Origin of the sequence: Ferruginibacter sp. (genome assembly GCF_049840995.1) — a bacterium.
In the GTDB taxonomy this organism is placed as follows: domain Bacteria; phylum Bacteroidota; class Bacteroidia; order Chitinophagales; family Chitinophagaceae; genus Ferruginibacter.
The window spans coordinates 582,192-605,734 of record NZ_JASGIP010000003.1 but is presented as its reverse complement, the minus strand read 5'-3'; the positions used below and the strand labels follow the sequence as shown (position 1 = coordinate 605,734).

Here is a 23,543-nt window from a genome sequence, read left to right as displayed (position 1 = left end):
TCATCATTCACACAAAGTATCAAAACTATAATATGAAACAGGTAAAAGTATTAGGATTAATTATTACAATGGCTGTAGTAACAGCAAGCTGTGGTGGCAGTGGTAAAAAAGAAGGCGATGCAGCATTGAATGATAAGAAAGCACAGCTGGAAAAACTTAAAGGCGAAAAAGATAAGAACGATGCGCAGATCGCAAAACTGCAGGAAGAACTGTCAAAACTGGATACGAGCAATGCTAACCCGGCCAAAATAAAATTGGTGGCAACTACACCGATCGTGCTGGAAAATTTTTCGCATTATATAGAATTGCAAGGCAAGGTAGACGCTGAGAATATTTCTTATATAGCGCCCAGGAGCTCAGGTTTGGGTGCTGGCGGAGTGGTAAAAGCTGTTTTGGTAAAACAAGGAGACTTTGTAAAAAAGGGGCAATTACTTTTAAGACTGGACGATGCTTTGCTGCGCCAGCAGGTGGCAGCAACACAACAGCAAATGGCAGGTGTTAAAACACAATTAAGCCTTGCAAAAAGTTTATACGAAAGACAAAATAATTTATGGCAGCAGGGCATAGGAACAGAAGTACAATTGCTCACTGCTAAAACAAATATGACATCACTGGAAAACCAGTTGGCAACTATTGGCGAACAGGTAAAAGTGGCGCAGGAACAAATGAGTACCGCCAATGTATATAGTGATGTTTCAGGCGTAGCAGATGTAGTGAATATTCGTGTAGGCGAAATGTTTACTGGTAGTACTGCTGCAGGACCACAGATCAAAATTGTAAATACCAGCCAGCTTAAGGCAGTGAGTAATATCCCGGAAAATTACCTGGGTACTGTGGGCAAGGGCACAGCAGTTATAGTTTCATTTCCGGATCTTAATAAAACCATTAATACAACAGTAAGTTTTATTGGCGCCTCTATCGATCTTATCAATCGGGGCTTTGTGGTAGAAGCAAGACTGGCACAGGACCCTGCTTTAAAACCCAACCAGATCGCATTGATGAAGATAAGGGATTACAATGCACCGAGCACGATCGCAATTCCATTAAAGACCTTGCAGAATGATGAAAAAGGAAAATTTGTGATGATCGCCAGCACAGAAAATGGTAAACTGGTAGCAAGAAAACGCCCTGTAAATATCGGTATGTTGAATGGCGATATCCTGGAAATTAAAACCGGGCTTAAAGCAGGCGAAGCACTGATCACTGACGGTTATGCAGGCTTATACGAAGGGCAGCAATTAAAAACAGATGCAACAAAATAGTATCTCTTCTAAATTATAATTCAAGTTATTGCCTTAAACCGGCAATAAAATAATATTCATTTACAAAACAATTGTATGAGCGTAGTTCAAAATATAAGAGAGAAATTTAAAGAATTTGGGCCTACATCGTGGAGCGTAAAAAACAAGACTTCTATTTACCTGATGATGTTATTTGTAACATTGGCAGGTTTATACCAATTTACAACCCTACCAAAAGAGCAGTTTCCCGAGATCGTTATTCCTACTATTTATGTACAGACGGTATATGTAGGAAATTCACCAAAAGATATCGAGAACCTTGTAACAAGACCGATTGAAAAACAGATCAAGGGTATTACAGGCGCAAAGATCAAAAAATTTACCAGCACATCACAACAGGATTACTCTGCTATAGTAGTGGAGTTTGATACGGAAGTAAAAACAGATATTGCCCTGCAAAAAGTAAAAGATGCGATAGATAAAGCCAAACAGGATCTTCCCAATGACCTTACACAGGAGCCAACAGCGCTGGAAGTGAACCTCAGCGATCAGCCGATCATGTATGTGAACCTGAGCGGAGATTATGATATGGCAAAGCTGAAAAAAATTGCCGACGATATGAAAGACAAACTGGAAGAAATTCCACAGATCAATCGTATCGATATAGTAGGAGCACCGGAACGTGAATTCCAGATAAATGTTGATAATAACCGCATGCAGGCAGCCGGAGTTACATTTGATGATATCACTGGTGCTGTACAGAGAGAGAACCTCGATATATCCGGCGGTTTGCTGGATGTGGGAAGCATGAAAAGGAACCTGCAGTTGAAAGGCCAGTTCCATACAGCATTTGATATTGAAAAAGTACTGATACGCAACACTGGCGGCTTCCCCATTTATTTAAAAGATATTGCGGTGATAAAAGATACCACTAAGGATGCAGAAAGTTTTGCCCGCCTGGATGGTAAAAACGTGGTTACACTTAATATCATAAAACGAAGCGGCGAGAATCTGATTGAAACAAGTGATGCGGTTAAAAAAGTGGTGGAAGAAAACAGGGGTGTGATATATCCTGAAAATCTGAAAGCAGTAGTTACAGGTGATCAGAGTATAAAAACAAGAACATCTTTTACTGATCTTGTTAACTCTATTGTGATAGGCTTTATCCTGGTATTGATCGTACTCATGTTCTTTATGGGAGTCGTCAACGCATTCTTTGTTGCACTAAGTGTGCCGTTGAGTATGTTTGTAGCATTCGTTTTCCTCCCCGGGGCCGACCTTATTATTGGCTCTCATGTAACGCTCAACTTTATTGTGCTCTTTGCCCTTCTTTTCGGGCTGGGTATTATTGTGGATGATGCCATTGTGGTAATTGAAAATACACACCGCATTTTTACTGAAGGTAAAGGAAAATTAACCGTACAGTCTGCTACTAAGATGGCCGCAGGTGAAGTATTTGTTCCGGTATTGGCAGGAACCCTTACTACACTGGCTCCCTTCTTCCCGCTGCTTTTCTGGCCGGGTATCATCGGGCGCTTCATGGTGTACCTGCCTACGATGCTTATTTTTACTTTGGCAGCATCGTTAGTAGTGGCATTTATTATGAACCCTGTTTTTGCGGTTGATTTCATGAACCACCCCGAAGGAGAAAAAGAACCTAAATCTGCCATATTCAAAAAACCTAGCTTTTGGATCGTGATAGGAATAGGACTGCTGCTTGATCTTGGAGGCTTTACTTTCCTCGGTAACCTGCTGATCTTTTTTATGCTGCTTGTATTGCTCAACAGGTATGTGTTAGATGACGCCATTCACAAATTCCAGAATAAAGTATTGCCATGGATCATGAGCCATTACGAAAACCTGTTGCGTTGGGCATTGAAAGGATGGCGCCCTGTTCATTTATTACTCGGCACTGTAGTCTTACTCTTTTTATCGGTGTTCTTATTTATGGTCAACGTAAAAAGTGGCAGGGTAGGCGTTGAGTTCTTTCCAAAAGCAGATCCCAACCAGATATATGTATATCTTAAATTACCGGTAGGTACAAGCGTGGAATACACCGATTCTGTTACGAGAACATTGGAAGAAAAAGTGAATAAGGTTTTAGGGATTGATTATGCAACAGGTAAAAAGAATCCAATAGTAGAAAGCGTGATCAGTAATGTTGCTATTGGTGCAAGCGACCCTGCTGCTGGTGATAGAAGTACAAGGAGTGAACTGGGCCGGGTACAGGTATCCTTTGTTGAATTTGAAAAACGGCACGGTGTAAATACCAGGCCATACCTTGACCAGATTCGTGCAGCCATTACCGGTATACCGGGTGCAGAGATCAGTGTGGACCAGGAAAGCGGCGGACCTCCAACCGATCCCCCCATCAATATTGAAGTAGCGAGCGAAGATTTTGATAACCTGGTTAAAACAGCTGTAAACCTCAAAAACTACCTGGATTCAATACAGGTGCCGGGCGTGGAAGAATTAAAAATGGATGTGGATCTGAATAATCCTGAGATCACCTTGACGGTTGACCGTGAACGTGCGTTGATCCAGGGTGTTTCATCAGCACAGGTAGGACAGGCGATACGTACCGCATTGTTTGGTAAGGAAGTATCGAAGATCAAGGAAGGTAAAGATGAATACAAGATACAATTGCGTAATAATGAATTACAGCGTAAAGATCTGTCGAGTATTTTAAACATGCGTATTTCCTTCCGTGATATGGCCAGTGGCGGCGCAGTTAAAAATATACCGATCAGCTCGCTGGTTTCTATTGAGCCTACCAGCACTTTCGGTAGCGTAAAAAGAAAGAACCAGAAAAGGTTGATCACATTACGTTCCAATGTATTGACTACACAGGGTTATAATGCAACAGGCGTGAACCAGGTAATAGCAACGCATATCGCATCATTCACTAAAAAGGCAGACGGTGTTACGATCAAACAAACCGGTGAAGGGGAACAACAGGCAGAAACAGGTGCGTTCCTTGGTAAAGCGTTGATGATCGCATTGGGATTGATCTTACTTACACTTGTTCTGCAATTCAATTCGGTAAGTAAATCAGTGATCATTCTTACTGAAATTCTATTCAGTGTGATCGGTGTGCTGCTGGGTATTTCAATTACAGGTATGACAGCTTCTGTATTAATGACCGGTTTAGGTATTGTGGGGCTTGCGGGTATCGTGGTGAAGAACGGTATCCTGGTGATAGAGTTTGCAGAAGAACTGAGAGGAAGAGGCATGAAGACAAGAGAAGCAGTTATTGCTGCAGGTAAAACACGTATCATTCCTGTGTTGCTTACGGCATTAGCAGCGATACTCGGATTTATCCCGATAGCAGTAGGCTTTAATATTAATTTCGTTACGTTATTCTCCGAATTGAATCCGCATATCTTCTTTGGTGGTGATAACGTGGCATTCTGGAAACCGTTAAGTTGGACGATCATCTTTGGTTTGGCCTTTGCATTCTTTATGACATTGATCATTGTGCCATCCATGTACCTGATCGCAGAAAGATTAAGGCGCCCGATGAGAAGAATGTACGGTGGAAAATGGATCAGCTTTATGGGAATCCCTCCATTGATCTTCCTCTTTATTCCTTTAATGATCGTTACTATGATCGTTCATCGTATTGAAGTAAGCAAAAGAAGAAAGAGAATGAAGAATAAAGATGAGGTTATAGCCGGCAGCTGGCTGTAAAAAGGTAAAATTGAAGAACCCTTTATATAAATTTGCTTATCGTGATGGAACCGGGCTAAAAGCCCGGTTCTTTTTTTATTTAAAACCTATACACAATTCCGTTGGAGAAATTATAATAGAATTTAAAGATCGGCACCACCGGTTTGGAATCGTACAAACTGCTGAACGCCATTGCAAGATCGAAATGCCGTGCAAAAGAAACAGCAAACTTAACGCTGGTGGCTACACGATATTGTTGTAAAAAGTGCTCAAAAGGAGCCTGGTAAAAAACAATAAAAGAAAACGTGCTGCTGGGCGAGGTCTTTCCTTCGATCTTTACATAATTGTTTGATTTCAATAAACTGGTTACCTGGTTTTGCGGTACCTGGGGTTTCAAAGCAGAGTCAACCGCCCGGTAGTTCCAGGTTTCTGTTTCATACATTATGCCCGAAGCGGCGCTCAACTCCCAATTGTGTTTATGCCAGAAACTGTAGCGGGCATTTTCTCCTGTAATAAACCGGTGCAGCATGCCCCTTGCTTCATCCCATTGATATTGCACATAGGTTTCAGGTTGCCATTTATTTTTATAACCATGCCTCCAGCGCAGGTGCACAAAACCTGAATTTAAAAAATCCTGTCCGCCATCATAGGTAAAACGATAGCTGGAAGCCAGTATCAGCAATTCCTTATAATGCTGTAATTGAAAATTAAAAGCATTGCTGGCATCCAGCAATAATACCTGTTGTTTATCACCTTCCAGTGAAAGGGAGAGGTCTGCATTGCAAATAGTTTTACGGGTATAATCAGCCGTATCGGTATTATCAATAGTTAATATCTGCGCCTGCACAAAATGTACCGAACAGCAGGTAACAATAAAGAAGAATAGTTTTTTCAAAACAGGAAGCAATTGATCGGTTAAGTATTTTTATAAAAGCGCCGCCAGCCCTGTCCACCCCGTTTGATGCGAAGCACCAATACCATGTGATGTTTCTCCGTGAAAATGTTCGTAAAACAAAATAAGGTCTTCAAAATATTTGGTTTGATAGATATTGGAAGAACCATGTATCGGCCTGTTGCCATCTTCCGCAGGTATGAACATGTTGATCAGCCGGTTGGATAACTCATTTGCTCCGTCTGCAAGTGTGATCGGTATGCCAGAAAAATAAAAACTGATCTCGTTCTTATAAAAACCTGCGAATATTTTTAAAGAACGAACGATCAGGTAATTCAACGGCATCCATACCGGGCCGCGCCAGTTGCTGTTGCCACCATACATGCCGGTGTCACTTTCGCCGGGCATATATTTTAAACCATAATCGGTGCCATCCACTTCAAATAAAAATCCTTCTTCGTATACCTTACTTACAGAACGTATACCGCCCGCTGATAACATTTCATGCTCACTGAATAAAACAGGCAGCAAAGATTTTAATTGCGCCGGCGTTAATAAGGAAAGTAAAGTTACTCCTTTCTCTGGCACATCATCAACGATCTGGTAACGCTCGTTGCCGTTCTCAAAATTGTACAACAGCTTTTTTAAACGCGGCGCATATTTTAACTGCTCTTTACTGATACAAAGTACAGCAAACAAGGGAATAATGCCTGCAATGGACCGCAACTTAACAGGGATACTTCTGCCATCGGGCAGTTGCAGCACATCATAAAAAAAACCATCATCATACGCATCAGTATCAGCCCATACTTTGGCGATCTGTTGCAGCGATCCTGCTATCTGTACAAAATGATCAAAGAAAGTTAAACAATCATCCTCGTATTTTTTATCAATGGCACAAAGCTGTAAAGCGATCTCCAGCATATTTAAACTGAACAGCGCCATCCACGCAGTGCCATCCGCCTGGTCCAGTCTGCCGCCCTCGGGCAAACCATGACTGCGGTCGAATACACTGATATTATCCAGACCTAAAAAGCCGCCTTCAAAAACATTGTTGTTATTGGCATCTTCCCTGCTCAGCCACCAGTTATAATTTTTTAACAGCAAAGGAAAAATGGTTTGCAAAAAAGAAAGGTCCGCTTTGCCAAAACGTTCTTTATCTATCCTGCAGATCTCCAGCGCTGCCAAAGCCTGCACCGGGGGATTCACATCACTGAAATTCCATTCATAGGCAGGCAATTGTCCATCTGCTGCAATATAATTTTCGCCGAATAATAACAGCAATTGCTTTTTTGCAAAATTGCTGTCCACACCCGCAATGGCAATAGTATGAAATGCAAGATCCCAGGCGGCAAACCAGGGATATTCCCATTTATCCGGCATGCTGATAATATCAGCCGCTTTAAAATTCATCCAGTTTGCATTGCGGCCATTCCATCTTTGCTGCGGGGGAACGGGCTGCATGGCATCGCCCTGCAACCAGGTGGCCACGTCGTAGTAATAAAACTGTTTACTCCATAACATTCCGGCCAAAGCCTGCCTGCGCACTGCGGCATGTTGCGAAGATTCGTTTTCTTTGATCAATCCCTTGTAAAAAATATCCGCTTCTTTTTTCCGCTGATCAAAGCAAGCAGTAAAAGCATCATCAAAAGGTTGCTGTAATTGTTTAGTAGTAAGCCTTAAATGAACAACCGTACTTGCTCCTCCTGCTACATCTAAAATATATAAAGGCGCCGCTTTTGTACCTTCTGTTTTATGCGCTAAAAAATCCAGGTCATTTTGTATGAGTGCATAATGAAAAGCATTCTTTCCTGCAGGGATGTTTATCAGCATTGCCCCACAATAATTTTTTGTTGTTCTTGTTTTCGGTAAATACAACTTTATCCGCCTGCTGAAAATAAAAATAATAGTCCTCCAGTTTTTCGTGCTGTGTTTTGATTGAAACGCCATCATCCTGTAAAGCCATGGATACTTTTTCTTTGGTAAGGCCAAACTTCCAGGTATTGCGGAACCATAAAGTGGGCAATAAATGAAGCGTGGCTGCTTCATCTGCACGGTTGCAAATGGTAATGCGGATTAAAATATCATCTGTGTCTGCTTTGGCATATTCAGTAGTGATATCGAAATATTTATTTTCATTAAAGATACCCGTATCCAATAGTTCGTATTCTGGTTCCAGTTTGCTGCGGCCTGCGTTTACAGTTAACAGATCATTATAAGGAAAAGCTGCCTGCGGATATTTGTACAGGTACTTCATATAACTGTGCGTGGGGGTATTATCCAGGTAGTAATACAATTCTTTCACGTCTTCACCATGATTGCCCTCGCCATTGGTGAGGCCAAACAATCGTTCTTTTAAAATAGGATCTTTTCCATTCCACATGCATAAAGCAAAACAGAGGTACTGCTGTTCGTCACTGATACCGGCAATGCCATCTTCTCCCCAGCGGTACACCCTGCTGATGGCCTGGTGATGCGGAAAGTAATTCCATGCATCACCACCGGCGCTGTAATCCTCCCGCACCGTGCCCCATTGCCGCTCGCTTAAATAACAGCCCCATTGCAGCCAGTTCTTTTTGCCGGCATTGTATTCATTCAATCTTTGTTGTTCTTCATTCATCGTGTATGAATAACAGTTAGTAATGAATATTATTTAAAAAAAGAAATATTTAGATCTATTGTTCTGTATAATGGTATGCCAGACCACCATCCACATAATAAGTACTACCCGTAACATACCTGGCATCATCACTTGCTAAAAAAGCCATTACATTCGCCACATCTTCCGGTTCGCCTAAGCGGTGTAAAGAAATATTATTCTGCAAAGGGCCCAGTAACTCCGGTTTGCTTAAAAGATCGGCATTGATGGGTGTACGTATAGCGCCTGGTGCAACATTGTTCACCCTGATGTTCAGCGGCGCCAGTTCCACTGCAAGGTTACGCATTACCATTTGCATAGCGCCCTTGCTGGCGCAGTAGGCTGTAAAATTCGGGAAGGGCAGCTCTTCATGCACACTGCTGTTGTTTACGATCACACCGGGGCGATTGGTATTTTTTAAATGATTTACAAAAGCCTGCGTTAAAAAGAACATGCCTTTTAAATTCACATTCATCACAATATCGTATTGCTGTTCGGTCACTTCCCAAAATGGCGCATGAATTTCCACGCCGGCATTGTTGATGAGGATATCAATCTGACCAAATGCCTGTACAGCCTGCGCCACCAATGCCTGTACATTTTCCACCTTGCTGATGTCGGCCTGTATAAATACTGCTTTGGCGCCTGTTGCCTGCACCTGCGCCACACTTTCCTTAGCATTATCATCATCCCGCAGGTCGTTCACGATCACATTCGCTCCTTCCTGACCAAACTTTACCGCAATAGCACGGCCGATACCACGGCCACTGCCGGTTATTAAAGCTGTTTTACCAGAGAATTTTCCCATAAATATTTTTTATTGAAGTTCGGCAAATATGCAATAGGCTTACCGGGTTTTTGGTAAAGCAACCGTTAATGGGGTCGTGATAAGCTGTCCAACCCTTGCAGCTACCATTCGTGAAAATTGATGTAATTCGTGCCCACACCATTTGCAATAGAATTATATTTACAAAAAATATAACCATGCCAACAGCACACGAAATTGATTACAAAATTTACGGGGAAGAATTACAGTTTGTAGAAATAGAACTGGACCCGAATGAAACAGCCATTGCAGAAAGCGGCGCTTTTATGATGATGGACAACGGAATAGAAATGCAGACCATTTTTGGCGACGGCAGCCAGCAACGCGATAACAGTTTACTCGGAAAATTATTCAGCGCCGGTAAAAGGCTGCTGGTGGGTGAAAGTTTGTTTATGACCGCATTCACCAATGTAGGACAAGGCAAAAAGCGGGTGAGTTTTGCAGCGCCTTACACCGGTAAGATCATTACATTCGATCTGAGCCAGCTCGGAGGTAAGATCATTGCACAAAAAGATGCTTTTCTCTGCGCAGCAAAAGGCGTAAGCATCGGCATTGAATTTCAGCGCAGGCTGGGTACCGGCATTTTTGGCGGTGAAGGTTTTATTATGGAAAAACTGGAAGGAGACGGCCTGGCATTTGCGCATGCGGGTGGATACGTGATACAAAAAGAATTACAGGCAGGAGAAATTTTAAAAGTAGATACCGGTTGCGTGGTGGCCTACACTGCCGGAATTGATTTTGATATTGAAATGGTACGGGGCATCAAGAACTGGATGTTCGGTGGCGAAGGTTTGTTCTTTGCAAAAATGACCGGCCCGGGTAAAGTATGGCTGCAATCGTTGCCTATCAGCCGCCTGGCGGGCCGCATTATGCAATACGGCACCTATAACCGTAAGGAAGAAGGCAGTATTTTGGGCGGATTAGGTAACCTGCTGGATGGCAGGGAATAATATTAAAAGATATACGAGCAAGGCCCGGGGTTAAAACCACGGGCCTTTTTATTGTAAATAAATTTGGCGGTGTGATTTCTTTTATCGTATATTTGCGATATAAGATTAAAAAATGGCCATCAACAAAAAAGAAGCGTTTACACAAAAGGAGCAGGATCTGGCAGCATTTGCAAAAGCCATGGCGCACCCTGCACGTATAGCCATACTGAAGATACTGGCACAGCGCAACGAATGCATCTGTGGCGAAATAGTGGATGTGTTGCCATTAGCACAAAGCACCGTAAGCCAGCATTTAAAAGAATTGAAACAGGCAGGGCTGATAGACGGTACAATAGATGGACCACGCAATTGCTATTGCATCAACTGGAAGGCTTTTGAAAAATTTATGAACGAATTCAGTTTTCTATTCAACAAACTGAAAGTGCAGAACGAAAAAGCCTGTTGCTGAAAAATTATTTTTTAACCATAAAACAGAATAGCCATGAACACAAATGCAAAAGACCCCGGAAACGGCGGATGCTGCGGCGGCCTGGAAGGAATGGGCTGCTGCTAAAAATTAAACCGTGTAGCCTTAGGCTACACGGTTTTTATCATTTAAAAACACCACCATGCTGATACAAACCATGCTTGCAACACATTGGCCTGCTGTTAAAAAGATCTATGAAGAAGGAATTGCCACCGGCAACGCTACATTTCAAACAGCTGCACCGGAATGGACAGAATGGGACGAAGGGCATGTAAGAACGCCGAGATTGGTAGCAGTTGAAAATGACGAAGTATTGGGCTGGGCAGCACTTACACCTGTGAGCGGCCGCTGTGTATATGCAGGAGTAGGAGAAGTAAGTGTATACGTGGCTACAGCTGAAAGAGGAAAAGGTATTGGTAAAAAATTATTGGAAGCATTGATAACCGGGAGCGAAAAAAATAATTTCTGGACCTTGCAGGCGGGCATCTTTCCAGAAAATACCGGCAGCATAAAGGTCCATGAGGACTGTGGTTTTAGAATTATCGGCCGAAGAGAAAAGATCGGAAAGATGAACGGCATTTGGCGGGATACTTTATTATTAGAAAGAAGAAGCACCATAACAGGAGTATGAAAAAAATAAAATTATTGTTTGTCTGTATCGAAAACAGCAACCGTTCTCAAATGAGCCAGGCATTTGCAAAAATGGCTGGTGGCGAAAATGTGGAAGCATACAGCGCCGGCAGCAAACCCAGCGGTATTGTGAATCCAAAGGCCATTGCTGCAATGAAGGAGCTGGGCTATGATCTTTCTCAACATGAAAGCAAAAGCCTGGACGAAGTAAAAGCATTTGCACCCTTTGATGCAGTAGTAACGATGGGCTGCGGCGATGCCTGCCCCTGGATGCCTGCCAGGCAATTCATCGACTGGCAGATACCCGACCCCAAAAACATGGAACCGGCAGCATTCAATGAAGTAAGGGATCTGATACAACAAAAAGTAAAAGCATTGATCGAAACATTGCAATAAAAAAGAGGTTCAGCAATGAACCTCTTTTTTATTATTCTTTATTGTACGTTTAGTTCCTGCTGTTAAGCTTGCTCAGCAAACGCAGTATCTCTAAATACAACCAAACAATAGTAACGAGTAAACCGAATGCGCCGTACCATTCCATGTACTTTGGAGCACCCATTGCAGCACCTTGCTCAATCATATCAAAATCTAAAATAAGATTGAGTGCAGCAATAGCTACTACGAATAATGAAAAGCCAATACCCAAAGCGCTTCCTTCATGCAGGAAGGTCATGTTATCAAAACCAAACATCCGCATCACCCAAACGATCAGGTAAAAAATAGCGATACCCATGGTTGCAGTGATGATAACAGATTTGAATTTTTCAGTGGCCTTTATCACTCTAAAACTATACAGCAAATACATTGCTACAGCAGTACCAAGTGTCAAGCCTACAGCATTAATGATAATATTCGGCGCCTTTGCTGCAAAAGCTGCACTGTAATAAGCAGATATTGCACCAACAAACAAACCTTCAAATAAAGCATAAGCAGGGGCCAGGTAAGGACTCCATTCTTTTTTAAAAGAAACTACCAACGCCACGATCAAACCGCCAATTGCACCGGTCAGTATCAACGGCATTACACTTCCTCCTTCTGCAAACTCTTTCCAGGAATAAAAAGAAGTACCCAGTACCATGATCATTAAAAAACCAAACTTCTGCAAAGTACCTTTTACGGTCATTGCATTTTCGTGTGTTACCACATCATCTAAAACTGTATCCCTGAACCTCTTTTCTGATAAGGCAGGATTACCGGATTCAAATAAAGCCATAGTTGTAAAATTTAGATAGTAAAATTAATCAATTTGCCCCAGATTTCATAGCAATTCCGCCTGAACCATCTTCGCTAAAATACTCACCACTCACCACTGACTACTCATGTCTCACGCTCTATGGTTCAGGTCGCTAGGAGCGTCTCGACCCAGGTTACTCAGTCTTCAATCCCGGGTACTTGCTCACCATCTCAAAATTGTACTCGTTCTTCGCTTTCAGCTTTTTAATGAATTCATGCAATTCACAAGAGTCTGTAGCATCGGCATATACCTGGTCGTGTGCCAGTATCACCAGGTGGCCCGGGGTTTTTGTTTTGGCATGTGTGAACATACTGTCTACCTGCTGCAGCATTTCATCGCTGTTGTTCATCAAGGTAAGCGATGGATTGTAATGCCATTCCAGGTCCCAGCCCACTTCGGTAAAACCGGCTTTGTGCAAACTATCTGCCGCCGGTTTGCTTTGCGTAATATCGGTGCTGGTAATGTTTGCCGTGCGCCAGATATTCCTTCCCGGTGTGCGGATGATATTGGCCGTTAAATGTAAACTGTCGGCGCAACGTACAAAGTCTTTCAAAGCGCTGTCGGGCACTGTATAGAACTTTGCAAACTTGTTCTCAAAAGCATGGGTAAAACTGTGGTTGGCAATTTCAAAATACCGGCACGCCACCAGGCTGTCGAAAGTAGCGGTTTGTTCTTTGCTGCCATACACATGCTGGCCAACAATAAAAAGGGTAACAGGTACCTGTTCTTCCTCAACAATATGCATCATCTTACGGGTGCCTTTGTTGGGGCCATCATCAAAAGTGAGGTAAATGGTTTTACTTTTCTTTTTGGGTAAAGACGTTGTTACTACTTGAGTTTTGTTGGTAGAGTCGGGTAAAGAAAACTGGATAGTGGATACGGAGGCTGTTGTTTCGGTTTTGTAATAATTGCAGGCGGTAAAAACAACAGTAATAAAAGTGGTTCTTAAAATTTGTGAAGCGGCTTGCTCAGCTTCAGCGTCAGGGTCCATAAAGTTTTTGGTTAAAAAATTAATTGATACAGTAAATATATCAGTGCACCGGGGCGGTTTCCAAATCCGGCTTGTTAAATATTGTATAATACCGGTAACAGCATAAAAAAACAGCGGAAGAATTCTTCCGCTGTTTTAATTATTTAAAGAGATCTTTTATTGTTTCTCTATCTTGACTGTTTGTTTAACCTGGCTGTTAAAGTACACCGTTACAAAGTAAGTGCCTTTTGAAAGATTGCCCAGGTTCAGGTTTTCTTTAATGGTGTAAGCGCCCGGTACCAGTTTTTTCTGGTAAACCATTTTGCCATTCATATCAGTAATAGTTGCTAAAACTGCAGTATTAAAAGTGGTTGATTTGATGTCCAGGGTAGTATTGCTCACAACAGGGTTTGGATAAACTTTCACCGCATTCTGATCAGGAGCAACCACCATGTCCACCGTTACATTCACAGTGTCTTTACCTGTTGCACCCTTGTTGTCCGTCACGGTCAGTTCCAGTTTATAAGAGCCTAAGATCAGGTTGCTTAAAACAGTTACTGCGCTGTTGGGTGAAGTAAGTTTATCTGCAGGGCCAGATATCTGCCTCCATTTGTAACTCACCACGGTACCATCCACATCCGTTCCGCTACCATTCAATGTAACAGTGCTGTTTGGCAAAGTAGCGAATTGGTCAGGACCTGCATTGGCCACCGGCGGAATGTTTTCAGGGTTAACAGTTACCTGTACCAGGTCGGTAGCAGTAGCGCCGTTATTATCGGTTACCCTTAACTGGTATACATATACACCGGCAACGGTGTAACCGGTTACGTTGGTTACTGCTGCAGCAGGGTTGCTGATAGTACCAGAGTTGGCCGGGCCGGAAACTTTGATCCAGCTGTAAGCAATGATAGTTCCATCCACATCATTACCACTGCCCGAAAGCGTAGTAAAGTTGGTAGGCAAAGTGATCGACTGATCCAAACCTGCATTGGCAGTAGGCGGAATATTTGGTGCAAATACCACTACCTGTACCGTATCCACATCAGTAGCACCATTATTATCAGTAACTTTTAATTCAAATTTGTAGATACCCGCTGTAAAACCGGTAGCAGTGGTAACCGCACTGTTAGGATTGGTAATAACAGGTGCACCAGCAGGGCCGGATATTTTTGTCCATAAATAAGCTACAACAGTTCCGTCAGCATCTGTACCACTACCATTCAGTGTGGCAGAGTTGGTAGGCAGTGTGATAGAGATATCCGTACCTGCATTGGCAACAGGCGGAATATTCGGAGCAGGATTTACAGTTACCTGCATGGTATCAGTATCGGTAGCACCGCTGTTATCAGTAACTCTTAAAACAAAACTGTACACACCTTGTGTTAAACCGGTAACGGTTGTACTTGCAGCAGTTGCATTGCTGATAGTACCGCCGGCAGGTCCGGAGATCTTGGTCCACAAATAACCGGTGATAGTACCGTCAGCATCTGTACCGCTACCATTCAGCGTAACTGAGTTGGTAGGCAGGGTGATGGTAATATCGTTGCCTGCATTGGCAACAGGCGGAACATTCGGAGCCGGGTTAACAGTAACCTGCATGGTATCAGTAGCGGTCAAGCCACCGTTATCAGTAACTTTCAATTCAAATTTATAAACACCCTGTACCAGCCCGGTTGCAGTGGTAGCAGCAGCTGTTGCATTGGTGATAGTACCAGCTGTTGGACCAGATATTTTTGTCCAGGCGTAAGAAACAATCGTACCATCAGGATCATTACCACTACCGCTAAGGCTTACACTATTGGTAGGTAAAGTGATCACCTGGTCGGCACCTGCATTGGCAGTAGGCGCTACGTTAGGAGCAGGGTTAACAATCACCTGCATCGTATCCCTTCCCACAGCGCCGCTGTTATCAGTAACTTTCAGTTCAAATTTATAAGTACCCTGCGCCATACCGGTTACAGTAGTGGCAGCAGCTGCAGCATTGGTAATAGTACCTGCAGTTGGGCCTGATATCTTTGTCCAGGCGTAAGAAACAATCGTGCCATCCGGATCATTACCACTACCGCTAAGGCTTACACTATTTGTGGGTAAAGTAATCGCTTGATCAGGACCTGCATTGGCAGTAGGCGCAATATTCGGATCGGGATTTACAGTTACCTGCATGGTATCCCTTCCTACAGCACCGCTGTTATCAGTAACTTTTAATTCAAATTTATATACACCCTGTACTAAACCTGTTACAGTGGTGGCAGCCGCAGCTGCATTGGTGATAGTACCAGCTGTTGGGCCTGATATCTTGGTCCATGCATAAGCAGCGATGGTGCCATCAGGATCGTTACCGCTACCGCTAAGGCTTACAGTGCTGGTAGGTAAAGTAATGGTTTGATCAGGACCTGCATTGGCAGTAGGGGCTACGTTTGGCGCAGCGTTAACAATCACCTGCATGGTATCCCTTCCCACAGCACCACCGTTATCAGTAACTTTCAATTCAAATTTATAAGTACCCTGTACCATACCTGTTACAGTGGTGGCAGCCGCTGCTGCATTGGTGATAGTGCCTGCAGTTGGACCTGATACTTTTGTCCAGGCATAAGAAACAACTGTACCATCAGGGTCAGTACCACTACCGCTAAGGCTTACACTATTAGTTGGTAAGGTAATGGCCTGGTCCGGTCCCGCATTAGCGGTGGGGGGCACGTTTGGGTCAGGATTTACAGTTACCTGCATAGTATCCCTTCCTACAGCATTATTATTATCCGTAACCTTTAATTCAAATTTATATACACCCTGCACCAAACCGGTAACCGTAGTGGCTGCCAGTGCAGAGTTGGTAATAGTACCTGCAGTTGGCCCGGATATTTTGGTCCAGGTATAAGATGCAATAGTTCCATCAGGGTCAGTACCGCTACCGCTAAGGCTTACAGTACTGGTAGGTAAAGTAATGGTTTGATCTGCACCTGCATTGGCAGTAGGCGCAATATTACCGGAAGCGCCGGTTTCAGCATAACCAATATCAGGATTGTTGCCGTTAAAAGGCAGTCCCACATTTACACCGGCATCGATCAAAGGCGAACCTAAAAGCAGTGTGTACAACAATGCATACAGCGGTGTAACGGTAAGGTTGCTGCTGTAGGTATAAGCCGAAGGCTGCGTACCCACAAAATTGGTGATCAGCGTATACCCGTAAAAGTTATTATTGGTAACTGCCAAACCATTTAAACCTACTGAACCGCCATGGCGCAGCATGTTGTTGGCATTACCTTCATTATTGTTCTTAAAATCAAAATGACTGAAAGAACCGCTGGAAGTATAAGGAAAGTCAACACCAAAGTTGGGTTTGTTCAGCAAATTACCCACCATGGTATTGTTCAGTATCTTGATGCTGTCGAACACCAGGCCTGCATCACCATTGCTCATGGTAATAAAATAACCACCGTTGATATTGCTCATCAGGTTTTTCTGGATGGTAACATTTTTAACGGTATCATTAGGGCGTGGCGTAAAGATGATACCATTCCTGTAATTGGTCATGGTATTATTTTCAACGATCGCATATTCAGTATGAAACTCCAGTGTAACAGCGCTTTCACCAAAACCGGAAAGGTTGTTCAGCTGCAGGTCGTTATCATGTATCCATACGCTGTAAGCATAGTTGCCTTTGCGCTGGTGGTTACAATCGATACCACCATCACGGATGGTATTGTGATCAATTTCCAAACCGCTTTCATCAAACAGTTCAATACAAAAATCCCAGTTATAACCACCATTGCCGTTGGCCAGTGGTTTTTTGGTCAATATATTATTGTAGATCCTTCCGCCACGGATAAAGCCATTCAGGTAACCTTTAATAGGCCAGCCGTTGTAGCCTTCGGGCCTGCTGTTCTGTGTAATGGTGTTGTTATAGATCTGTATACCCATCTGTCCGCCAATGTTTAGGCAACCTGCACCATAATCCCTGCTGTGATCATACTCTGCACAGTTGATAACCGTATTGTTATAAAAACTGTTGCCGGTTGCATACACTGTTGGAGGATTGTTGGTGTTATCCGTACGTCCGCTGAAGATGATACCGCGGTTGATATAGTTGGTGATATAACAGTCATGGATAGCTACGTTCTTACGGCCTATCACTTTGATGCCCTGGTAGGTGATCATCTGCCCGTCAAATTTCAGGTTGCTGATCTGCTGGTTACCATCCGTACCTTCTGCAGCTGAATACAGGGAAAGTACTTCGGCAAACTCGGTGTTGATAGCTGTTGAAGTAATGTAAGAACCGGTGCCTTCACCTTCAATGCTTACACCTACAGCAAGATTACAACGCTGTGTTTCGTTATAGGTACCCGCAGTAACATGGATGATATTGCCTACACCGGTAACCGTATTGCAGGCTTTGTACAATGTTTTCCAGGGATTTGTAATAGTACCGGTACCGGTGGCGTCATTGCCACTCGGACTGATATAATACGTCGTTGCGTTTGTGGTAACAGCCAATAAGAAGCTAAAGGCTAGTAAGATTAGTTTCATAGGATTTTTGATAAGATGTTATTGGATATAAAATTGCTTCTATCGTTTCTGTAACGACTAAGCAGTAGTCTTTATTGTTCATAGAAATCTTTGGGTATATATTGATTGCTCAAATTAGGAATATTAGATTTTAATTCAGCGTTTAACAAATACTATGCTAGTTTTTATTTTTCAACACCATGTTTATAACATGTTGGCATTTTTTAACAAAAAAAATACAGTGCTGGCGGGCATTTTATAAATATTATTAAATATCAGCATGTTGTGATTTTCATGCTAAAAAAATGATGCAAAAACTGCTAGTTTTTTTAGATTTGAGTGTATTTTTTCAAAAAAACAAGGCTTTTGAGTTGATAATTAATGCAATTAGTAATTGTGTTTTCACAAAAAAATCTAAGTAAGGGGCGAAAAAATAAAATATATAATTTTTCCTAATAAATAGTATAAATTCTACATTAAAAAAATAAATCAACAATATTATATCGGTGAATGAGTTATTACTATATTTATTATGTTTAAACCCAAACCATAAACCTTTTTTCTCTTTAAGTGCCCTGATGGTGATATGAAAAGAAGAAACTTTATTATTTCCGCTGCTGTAGTAGCAATAGGCCTGCCTGTTGCTTATTATTTTAAGAAACGCTATACAAGAAAAGATCCACTGGTATTTTCTGATATGCTCGCCAGTTTCTGTAATGAATCAGAACTGCGTGCCATTGGCGCCAAATACCGCGAAATGGTGCCTGCGGAGAATGACCGCAGTAAACTATCAAACCTGCTGCTTACCGACAGCAATAATAAAAAGATAGGCAGTTCTGATGCGGATGCTGTGGCGGCGCTTTTAACTCAAAAGATCCACAACGAGTTTGTTGCCAATAATACCCTCATCATCAAAGGCTGGTTCATTGCTGTTACAGAAGCACGCCAGTGTGCACTTTTATCATTAAAACCCAACACGTAATAATATGCATATCGATGCAAGGCAAATGGATGATCATTCCGTAATAGAAGGCGATATCTGTATCGTTGGTACGGGCGCTGCGGGCATTAGTATAGCGCTGCAATGGATGAATACCCCTTATAAAGTGATACTGCTGGAAGGCGGCGGTTTTGAATACGATGATAAAGTACAGGAACTGTACAATGGTAAACTTACCGGGCAACCTTACTTTCCGATGAAGGCCAGCAGGCTGCACTATTTTGGCGGCAGCACCGGCCACTGGGGTGGTATGTGCTCCACCTTTGATGCACTGGATTTTGAAAAGCGGGATTGGGTGGCCAACAGCGGCTGGCCCATCAAGCCAAAAGATATTGAACCCTTCTATCCCCGTGCCCATCCTATACTGGACCTGGGTCCCTGCGAGTGGGATGTAAAATACTGGTTGCAGAAGAATCCTGCATTAAAGTCATTACCACTGGATGAGAATGTGATCTGGAATAAAATGTGGCAGTTCAGCCCGCCAACCCGGTTTGGTACCAAGTATAAAGATACCATGGTAGGTGCAACTAACGTTCACCTGTACACGTACGCCAATGTAGTGGATATTGTGGCCAACGAAAATGTGGGCGAAATAAAAGAAGTGGTGGTAAAGAACTACGCCGGCAAACAGCATACGGTAAAGGCGAAATATTTTGTAATGGCCTGCTGCTCCATACAAAACTCCAGGATATTGCTGGCCTGTAACAAACAGGCGCCCAAAGGCCTGGGCAATGATAACGATATTGTAGGAAGGTATTTCATGGAGCATCCGCATATAGAATCGGGCGAGCTGTGGCTCACCAATTCCGATACGCTGGACCTGTATAAAATGGGTAAGGGTATTACCGAAAGGGCAGAGCTGGCCGTATCTGCAAAAAAACAGATCGAACTGAAGATAATGAACGGCACCATTTCGCTTACGCCGCTGGAGTTTACCAAGAACAGGATGTCGAATATAAAAATGTGGTCGGCAGATGATCCACGTACCAGCCTTGACTCGTTCAACAAACGCAACAGTACCGATAAGAGAGGATTTTTTGAAAGGCATTTCATGGCCTCGAGAATATATAAAACTTATGGCCTCACCACCAGGATGGAACAGGTGCCCAACCCCGACTCACGGGTACAGCTAAGCGAAGAAAAAGATTCGCTGGGTATGCCAAGGGCCAACCTGAACTGGGAAATGTCGCCACCGGATAAAGTAACGGTAACCAAGATAACAGAATTGTTTGCACAGCAGATCGGTATTTCCGGTATCGGACGGGTACGGATACCCGATTTTATGCTGGATGAAAAAGATACCAGCGTACCTTCTTCATTGGTAAGCGGTGGCTGGCACCACATGGGCACCACCCGTATGAGCGATGATCCCAAACAGGGCGTAGTGGATGCCAATTGCAAAGTGCATGGCATCAATAACCTATATGTGGCGGGTGCTTCCTGTTTTCCTACAGGCGGTGCGGTAAATCCTACTTTTATGGTAGTGGCATTGAGCCTGCGCCTGGCCGATCATTTAAAAGACCGCATCAAGACAACTTAAATAACTGGTTTATTGAACCGGGGCAACCACTGCAGACCTTCTGCGGTGGTTTTTTCTTTTCTTCCATTGATAAAAACCGATCACAGCAGTTGCAATAACCACCAGGTAACAGCCTGTATTTACAAGGTAGTTATTCATAAAATATAAACTGGCCGAAATAATGGCTGATGCGATCATCCAGTACCAGGCTTCAAATTTTTTATTTACCAAAAGCCAGGTGCCGGTAAAGAAAGTGGCTTCGGCCAGTGCGCCGGCCCATGTATAAGACAATGCTCCAAAACTCTTTTTAAAATATTGCATCAGTATAAAAAGCATTGCAAAAGATGCGGCAAAGATAGCGGCCTGTATCAACCAGTCTTTACCCGCCGAAGAAGTAACACGTACAATGCGGTGTTTTTTGCGGTCCCGCTTCAGCCATAGCTTCCAGCCATAGGTACACAGCAGCAGGTAGCAAAGGTTTACACCAATTGCCCCGTTCATCTCCTGGTCAAAACCAATGAAGAGCATGATAGCTTTATATATCATGAACAGGGGAAAGAAATATACATTCTCCCTGCTGCAAAGAAAGAAGGCCACTATCAATGCGGCCATTGCAATAAGATCCAGCACGCTGCTATTCATCACTTCGTAATACACAGGACGTATTATGCGCTGCGTAAGATTGAATGAGGCATTGGAGCCGGAAAAACTGCTGCGGGTATTTTTCCGGAATGTATAATTGGTAGGTATGCCCCTGGTAAAAAACGGGTTATTACCATTACCATTACCCGAAAATGTATTGCCCTCTACCAGCATAGTATCAATTACAAATGCAGGGTTGGCCGTAATAGCTGCCACGCTGAAATTTTTAAGGGTGTTGTTGAGTATTTTAATGTTATTGGCAAAAGTTGCCCCGGCAAAGCCGATACCATAATAAGGTTTGGCAGTTTCGCTGGCAAGGAATTTATTGTTATCCACCACAAAATTATTGATGAAGTAGCTCTGCCCGCCACTGATGAAATTGATGGCATAGCCATGCTGGCTTTTATCTGCCACACCAATATTTTCGCAGGTATTGTTCCTTATCTGTATATCGCTGATGATACAGCCTTCCCGTGGAGTAAAGTAAATGGGCGTGGCCACATTTTTTATTTGATTGTGTTCAATAATAACACTTTCGCTTTCATACTCCATGGTAATGCCGTTCTCGAACCTGGGCTGCAGGCTGGCGGGGCCAATGATATTATCGTGTATGTAAACGCTGAACCGGTAATCGTTCTTTACCTGGTGGTTGATATCAATAGCACCCACAATCGTATTATTGTATATCTCCAGTCCTGATTCATTGAAGAGTTCAATTGCAAAATCCCAGCTAATGCCATCATAGGCTTCTTTAATGATAGTATTGTTGTAGATCTTACAGCCTCTTAAATAACCACCGTTGTAATATTTGATAGGCCAGCCATTGGCGCCACGGGCCCTGCCGGTTTGCGTTATCTTATTGTTGTAGATCAGCATACCTTCCTGTCCGCCAATGTTCAGGCAGCCTCTGCCGTAATTATCATACTTGGCGCAGTTGGTAACCGTGTTGTTATAAAAACTGTTGCCGGTGGCGTATATCTTTGGTGGCCCTTCTTCATTGTCTTCCCTGCCGGTCCACACCACACCACGATCCTGGAAATTGCGGATGATGCAATCATGTATGCTCATATTCTTTCTGCCCCTTATTTCTATAGCCCACGATGTAGTGGCATTATTACCATCCAGTGTTAAATTGCTGATATGCTGGTTGCCATCCACGCCTTCGTCCGAAAACGCGATGATGATGGCCACAAACTCTTCTGTAAGGCTGGATTGTATCACAGATTTTTCTCCTTCGCCTTCTATGCTTACGCCCGCTGCCAGTTTGCAGCGCACGATCTCGTTATAATTCCCGGGCAGTACATGAATGATGTCGCCGGCATTGGTAACGGAGGATGTTGCTTTGTTCAAACTGCGCCAGGGGCTGCCTGCGCTGCCATTGCCATGGTCATCGTTACCGTTCGGGCTGATGTAATAAGTATTGGCATTGCCATATTGAAGCAGCAGTAAAAAAAATAAGGTGGATAAAAGTTTAAAGGTGCTTTTCTGCATAAAGTTTTGGTGTGTTGTATAGTAACGGCATTACAAATAACGGGTACCCGTTGCTGTTATACCGGTAGTTTATTAAGCTGTTTTTAAAACCAGGTCCAGGTCGTTCAGTACTTTATCGCCCAGCACTTCGCGAAACAGTATCCTGTTATCGGCATTGCTCAATGCCTCCAGGTGCCGGTGATGGTGCAGGTCGGTGCCAACGAGCGGTGCCAGGTCATTATCTAAAATAAACCTTGCAGCCTTTTGCGCCCGCTTGCCATAATAACCGGCCAGCGATAAAATATTTACCTGTAAAATAAAACCCATTTCCTTCAGCTGCTGGTAGCCGCTAAGGTTTTGCTGAAAATAATGATAGCGTTCCGGGTGGGCCAGTATGGGTACATAGCCTGCAGCGGTAATGCCGTTCAGTATCTCGTCCAGGTTTTCGGGAGTGGAAGTGTAGGAAATTTCTGTAAGGATAATGTTGTCCTGTATGGTCAATAAGGGTTCGTTGTTGCGCAGCAGCTCCAGGAAATAATCATCCAGCATGTATTCTGCCGCGGCCGATAATTCGATATGAATACCTGCATTGGCACAGGCTTCTTTTAATTTTTCCAGCGCTGCAAAAATGGTGCTGGCGTTGTTGCGGTACATATCGCCGATGATATGCGGTGTGGCGATTGATCTGCGGATACCGAGATCGTATAAGCCCTGCACTAATTGTAAGGATGTATCAATATCGGGCGAACCATCATCAATGCCCGGTAAAATATGGGAATGTATATCGGTAGAAAAGGGCAGGAGGCCCGGTATGATATCTTTCTCTTTCTTCTTAAAAAAATTAAACATGGTGTAATGCTAAAATGAAATGAACCCGGAATGCTGCACCTGAT

17 protein-coding genes are annotated in these 23,543 nt (G+C 43.2%); 8 read left to right on the top strand and 9 right to left on the bottom strand.

Going from position 1 to position 23,543, the window contains the following annotated elements; all coding sequences use genetic code 11:
- Positions 1-32: 32 nt before the first annotated feature.
- Both QM738_RS04215 and QM738_RS04210 read left to right on the top strand, forming a co-directional pair.
- Entirely contained in the window at positions 33-1,262 is a 1,230-nt protein-coding gene (locus QM738_RS04215) for an efflux RND transporter periplasmic adaptor subunit (RefSeq protein ID WP_462275422.1), read from the top strand.
- A 75-nt stretch (positions 1,263-1,337) separates the two neighbouring features.
- Positions 1,338-4,931 carry an efflux RND transporter permease subunit gene (locus tag QM738_RS04210; protein ID WP_462275421.1) on the top strand — a complete coding sequence of 1,198 codons (3,594 nt, stop codon included), beginning with the start codon at positions 1,338-1,340 and terminating at the stop codon, positions 4,929-4,931.
- A gap of 79 nt (positions 4,932-5,010) precedes the next feature.
- On the opposite strand, the gene QM738_RS04205 is transcribed toward QM738_RS04210, so the two are convergent.
- From QM738_RS04205 to QM738_RS04190, 4 genes are read right to left on the bottom strand one after another with little or no spacing between them, the layout of a single operon-like run.
- Entirely contained in the window at positions 5,011-5,805 is a 795-nt protein-coding gene (locus tag QM738_RS04205; RefSeq protein WP_462275420.1) for a DUF481 domain-containing protein, read from the bottom strand.
- A 30-nt stretch (positions 5,806-5,835) separates the two neighbouring features.
- Positions 5,836-7,635: an MGH1-like glycoside hydrolase domain-containing protein gene (locus QM738_RS04200; RefSeq protein WP_462275419.1), complete on the bottom strand. Its 1,800-nt coding sequence runs from the start codon at positions 7,633-7,635 to the stop codon at positions 5,836-5,838.
- Positions 7,577-8,422 (bottom strand): hypothetical protein, encoded by an 846-nt coding sequence (locus QM738_RS04195; protein ID WP_462275418.1) that lies wholly within the window; start codon positions 8,420-8,422, stop codon positions 7,577-7,579. Before QM738_RS04195 ends, QM738_RS04200 begins: the two co-directional genes overlap by 59 nt.
- Positions 8,423-8,477: 55 nt before the next feature.
- A complete protein-coding gene (locus QM738_RS04190) occupies positions 8,478-9,248 on the bottom strand; it encodes an SDR family NAD(P)-dependent oxidoreductase (RefSeq protein WP_462275417.1) in 771 nt (256 codons plus the stop codon).
- A gap of 176 nt (positions 9,249-9,424) precedes the next feature.
- Between QM738_RS04190 and QM738_RS04185 the strand changes: the two genes are divergently transcribed.
- From QM738_RS04185 to QM738_RS04170, 4 genes are all read left to right on the top strand, one after another.
- Entirely contained in the window at positions 9,425-10,216 is a 792-nt protein-coding gene (locus QM738_RS04185) for a TIGR00266 family protein (protein ID WP_462275416.1), read from the top strand.
- Between the two features lie 112 nt (positions 10,217-10,328).
- The gene (locus QM738_RS04180) at positions 10,329-10,664 is read left to right on the top strand and encodes an ArsR/SmtB family transcription factor (protein WP_462275415.1); all 336 of its coding nucleotides are present in this window, start codon (positions 10,329-10,331) and stop codon (positions 10,662-10,664) included.
- 160 nt (positions 10,665-10,824) lie between these two features.
- Positions 10,825-11,313 carry an N-acetyltransferase family protein gene (locus QM738_RS04175; RefSeq protein ID WP_462275414.1) on the top strand — a complete coding sequence of 163 codons (489 nt, stop codon included), beginning with the start codon at positions 10,825-10,827 and terminating at the stop codon, positions 11,311-11,313.
- The gene (locus QM738_RS04170) at positions 11,310-11,708 is read left to right on the top strand and encodes an arsenate reductase ArsC (protein WP_462275413.1); all 399 of its coding nucleotides are present in this window, start codon (positions 11,310-11,312) and stop codon (positions 11,706-11,708) included. Before QM738_RS04175 ends, QM738_RS04170 begins: the two co-directional genes overlap by 4 nt.
- 49 nt (positions 11,709-11,757) lie before the next feature.
- Here the strand turns inward: QM738_RS04170 and QM738_RS04165 are convergent, their stop codons facing one another.
- The 3 genes from QM738_RS04165 to QM738_RS04155 form a co-directional block, all read right to left on the bottom strand.
- Entirely contained in the window at positions 11,758-12,525 is a 768-nt protein-coding gene (locus QM738_RS04165; RefSeq protein ID WP_462275412.1) for a Bax inhibitor-1/YccA family protein, read from the bottom strand.
- Positions 12,526-12,679: 154 nt separating this feature from the next.
- On the bottom strand, positions 12,680-13,537 hold the full coding sequence (locus QM738_RS04160) for a polysaccharide deacetylase family protein (RefSeq protein ID WP_462275411.1): 858 nt from the start codon (positions 13,535-13,537) through the stop codon (positions 12,680-12,682).
- Positions 13,538-13,693: 156 nt separating this feature from the next.
- Positions 13,694-18,040, bottom strand: a complete 4,347-nt coding sequence (locus QM738_RS04155; RefSeq protein WP_462275410.1) for a PKD domain-containing protein — start codon at positions 18,038-18,040, stop codon at positions 13,694-13,696.
- Between the two features lie 565 nt (positions 18,041-18,605).
- Here QM738_RS04155 and QM738_RS04150 point away from each other — a divergent pair.
- Together QM738_RS04150 and QM738_RS04145 are read left to right on the top strand one after the other, a co-directional pair.
- On the top strand, positions 18,606-19,001 hold the full coding sequence (locus tag QM738_RS04150) for a hypothetical protein (RefSeq protein ID WP_462275409.1): 396 nt from the start codon (positions 18,606-18,608) through the stop codon (positions 18,999-19,001).
- Between the two features lie 4 nt (positions 19,002-19,005).
- The gene (locus QM738_RS04145; protein ID WP_462275408.1) at positions 19,006-20,559 is read left to right on the top strand and encodes a GMC oxidoreductase; all 1,554 of its coding nucleotides are present in this window, start codon (positions 19,006-19,008) and stop codon (positions 20,557-20,559) included.
- 9 nt (positions 20,560-20,568) lie between these two features.
- On the opposite strand, the gene pnuC is transcribed toward QM738_RS04145, so the two are convergent.
- Complete coding sequence (gene pnuC / locus QM738_RS04140; RefSeq protein WP_462275407.1) at positions 20,569-22,671, bottom strand: nicotinamide riboside transporter PnuC; 2,103 nt, start codon at positions 22,669-22,671, stop codon at positions 20,569-20,571.
- 72 nt (positions 22,672-22,743) lie between these two features.
- A complete protein-coding gene (locus QM738_RS04135) occupies positions 22,744-23,499 on the bottom strand; it encodes a tyrosine-protein phosphatase (RefSeq protein WP_462275406.1) in 756 nt (251 codons plus the stop codon).
- Positions 23,500-23,543 lie beyond the last annotated feature (44 nt).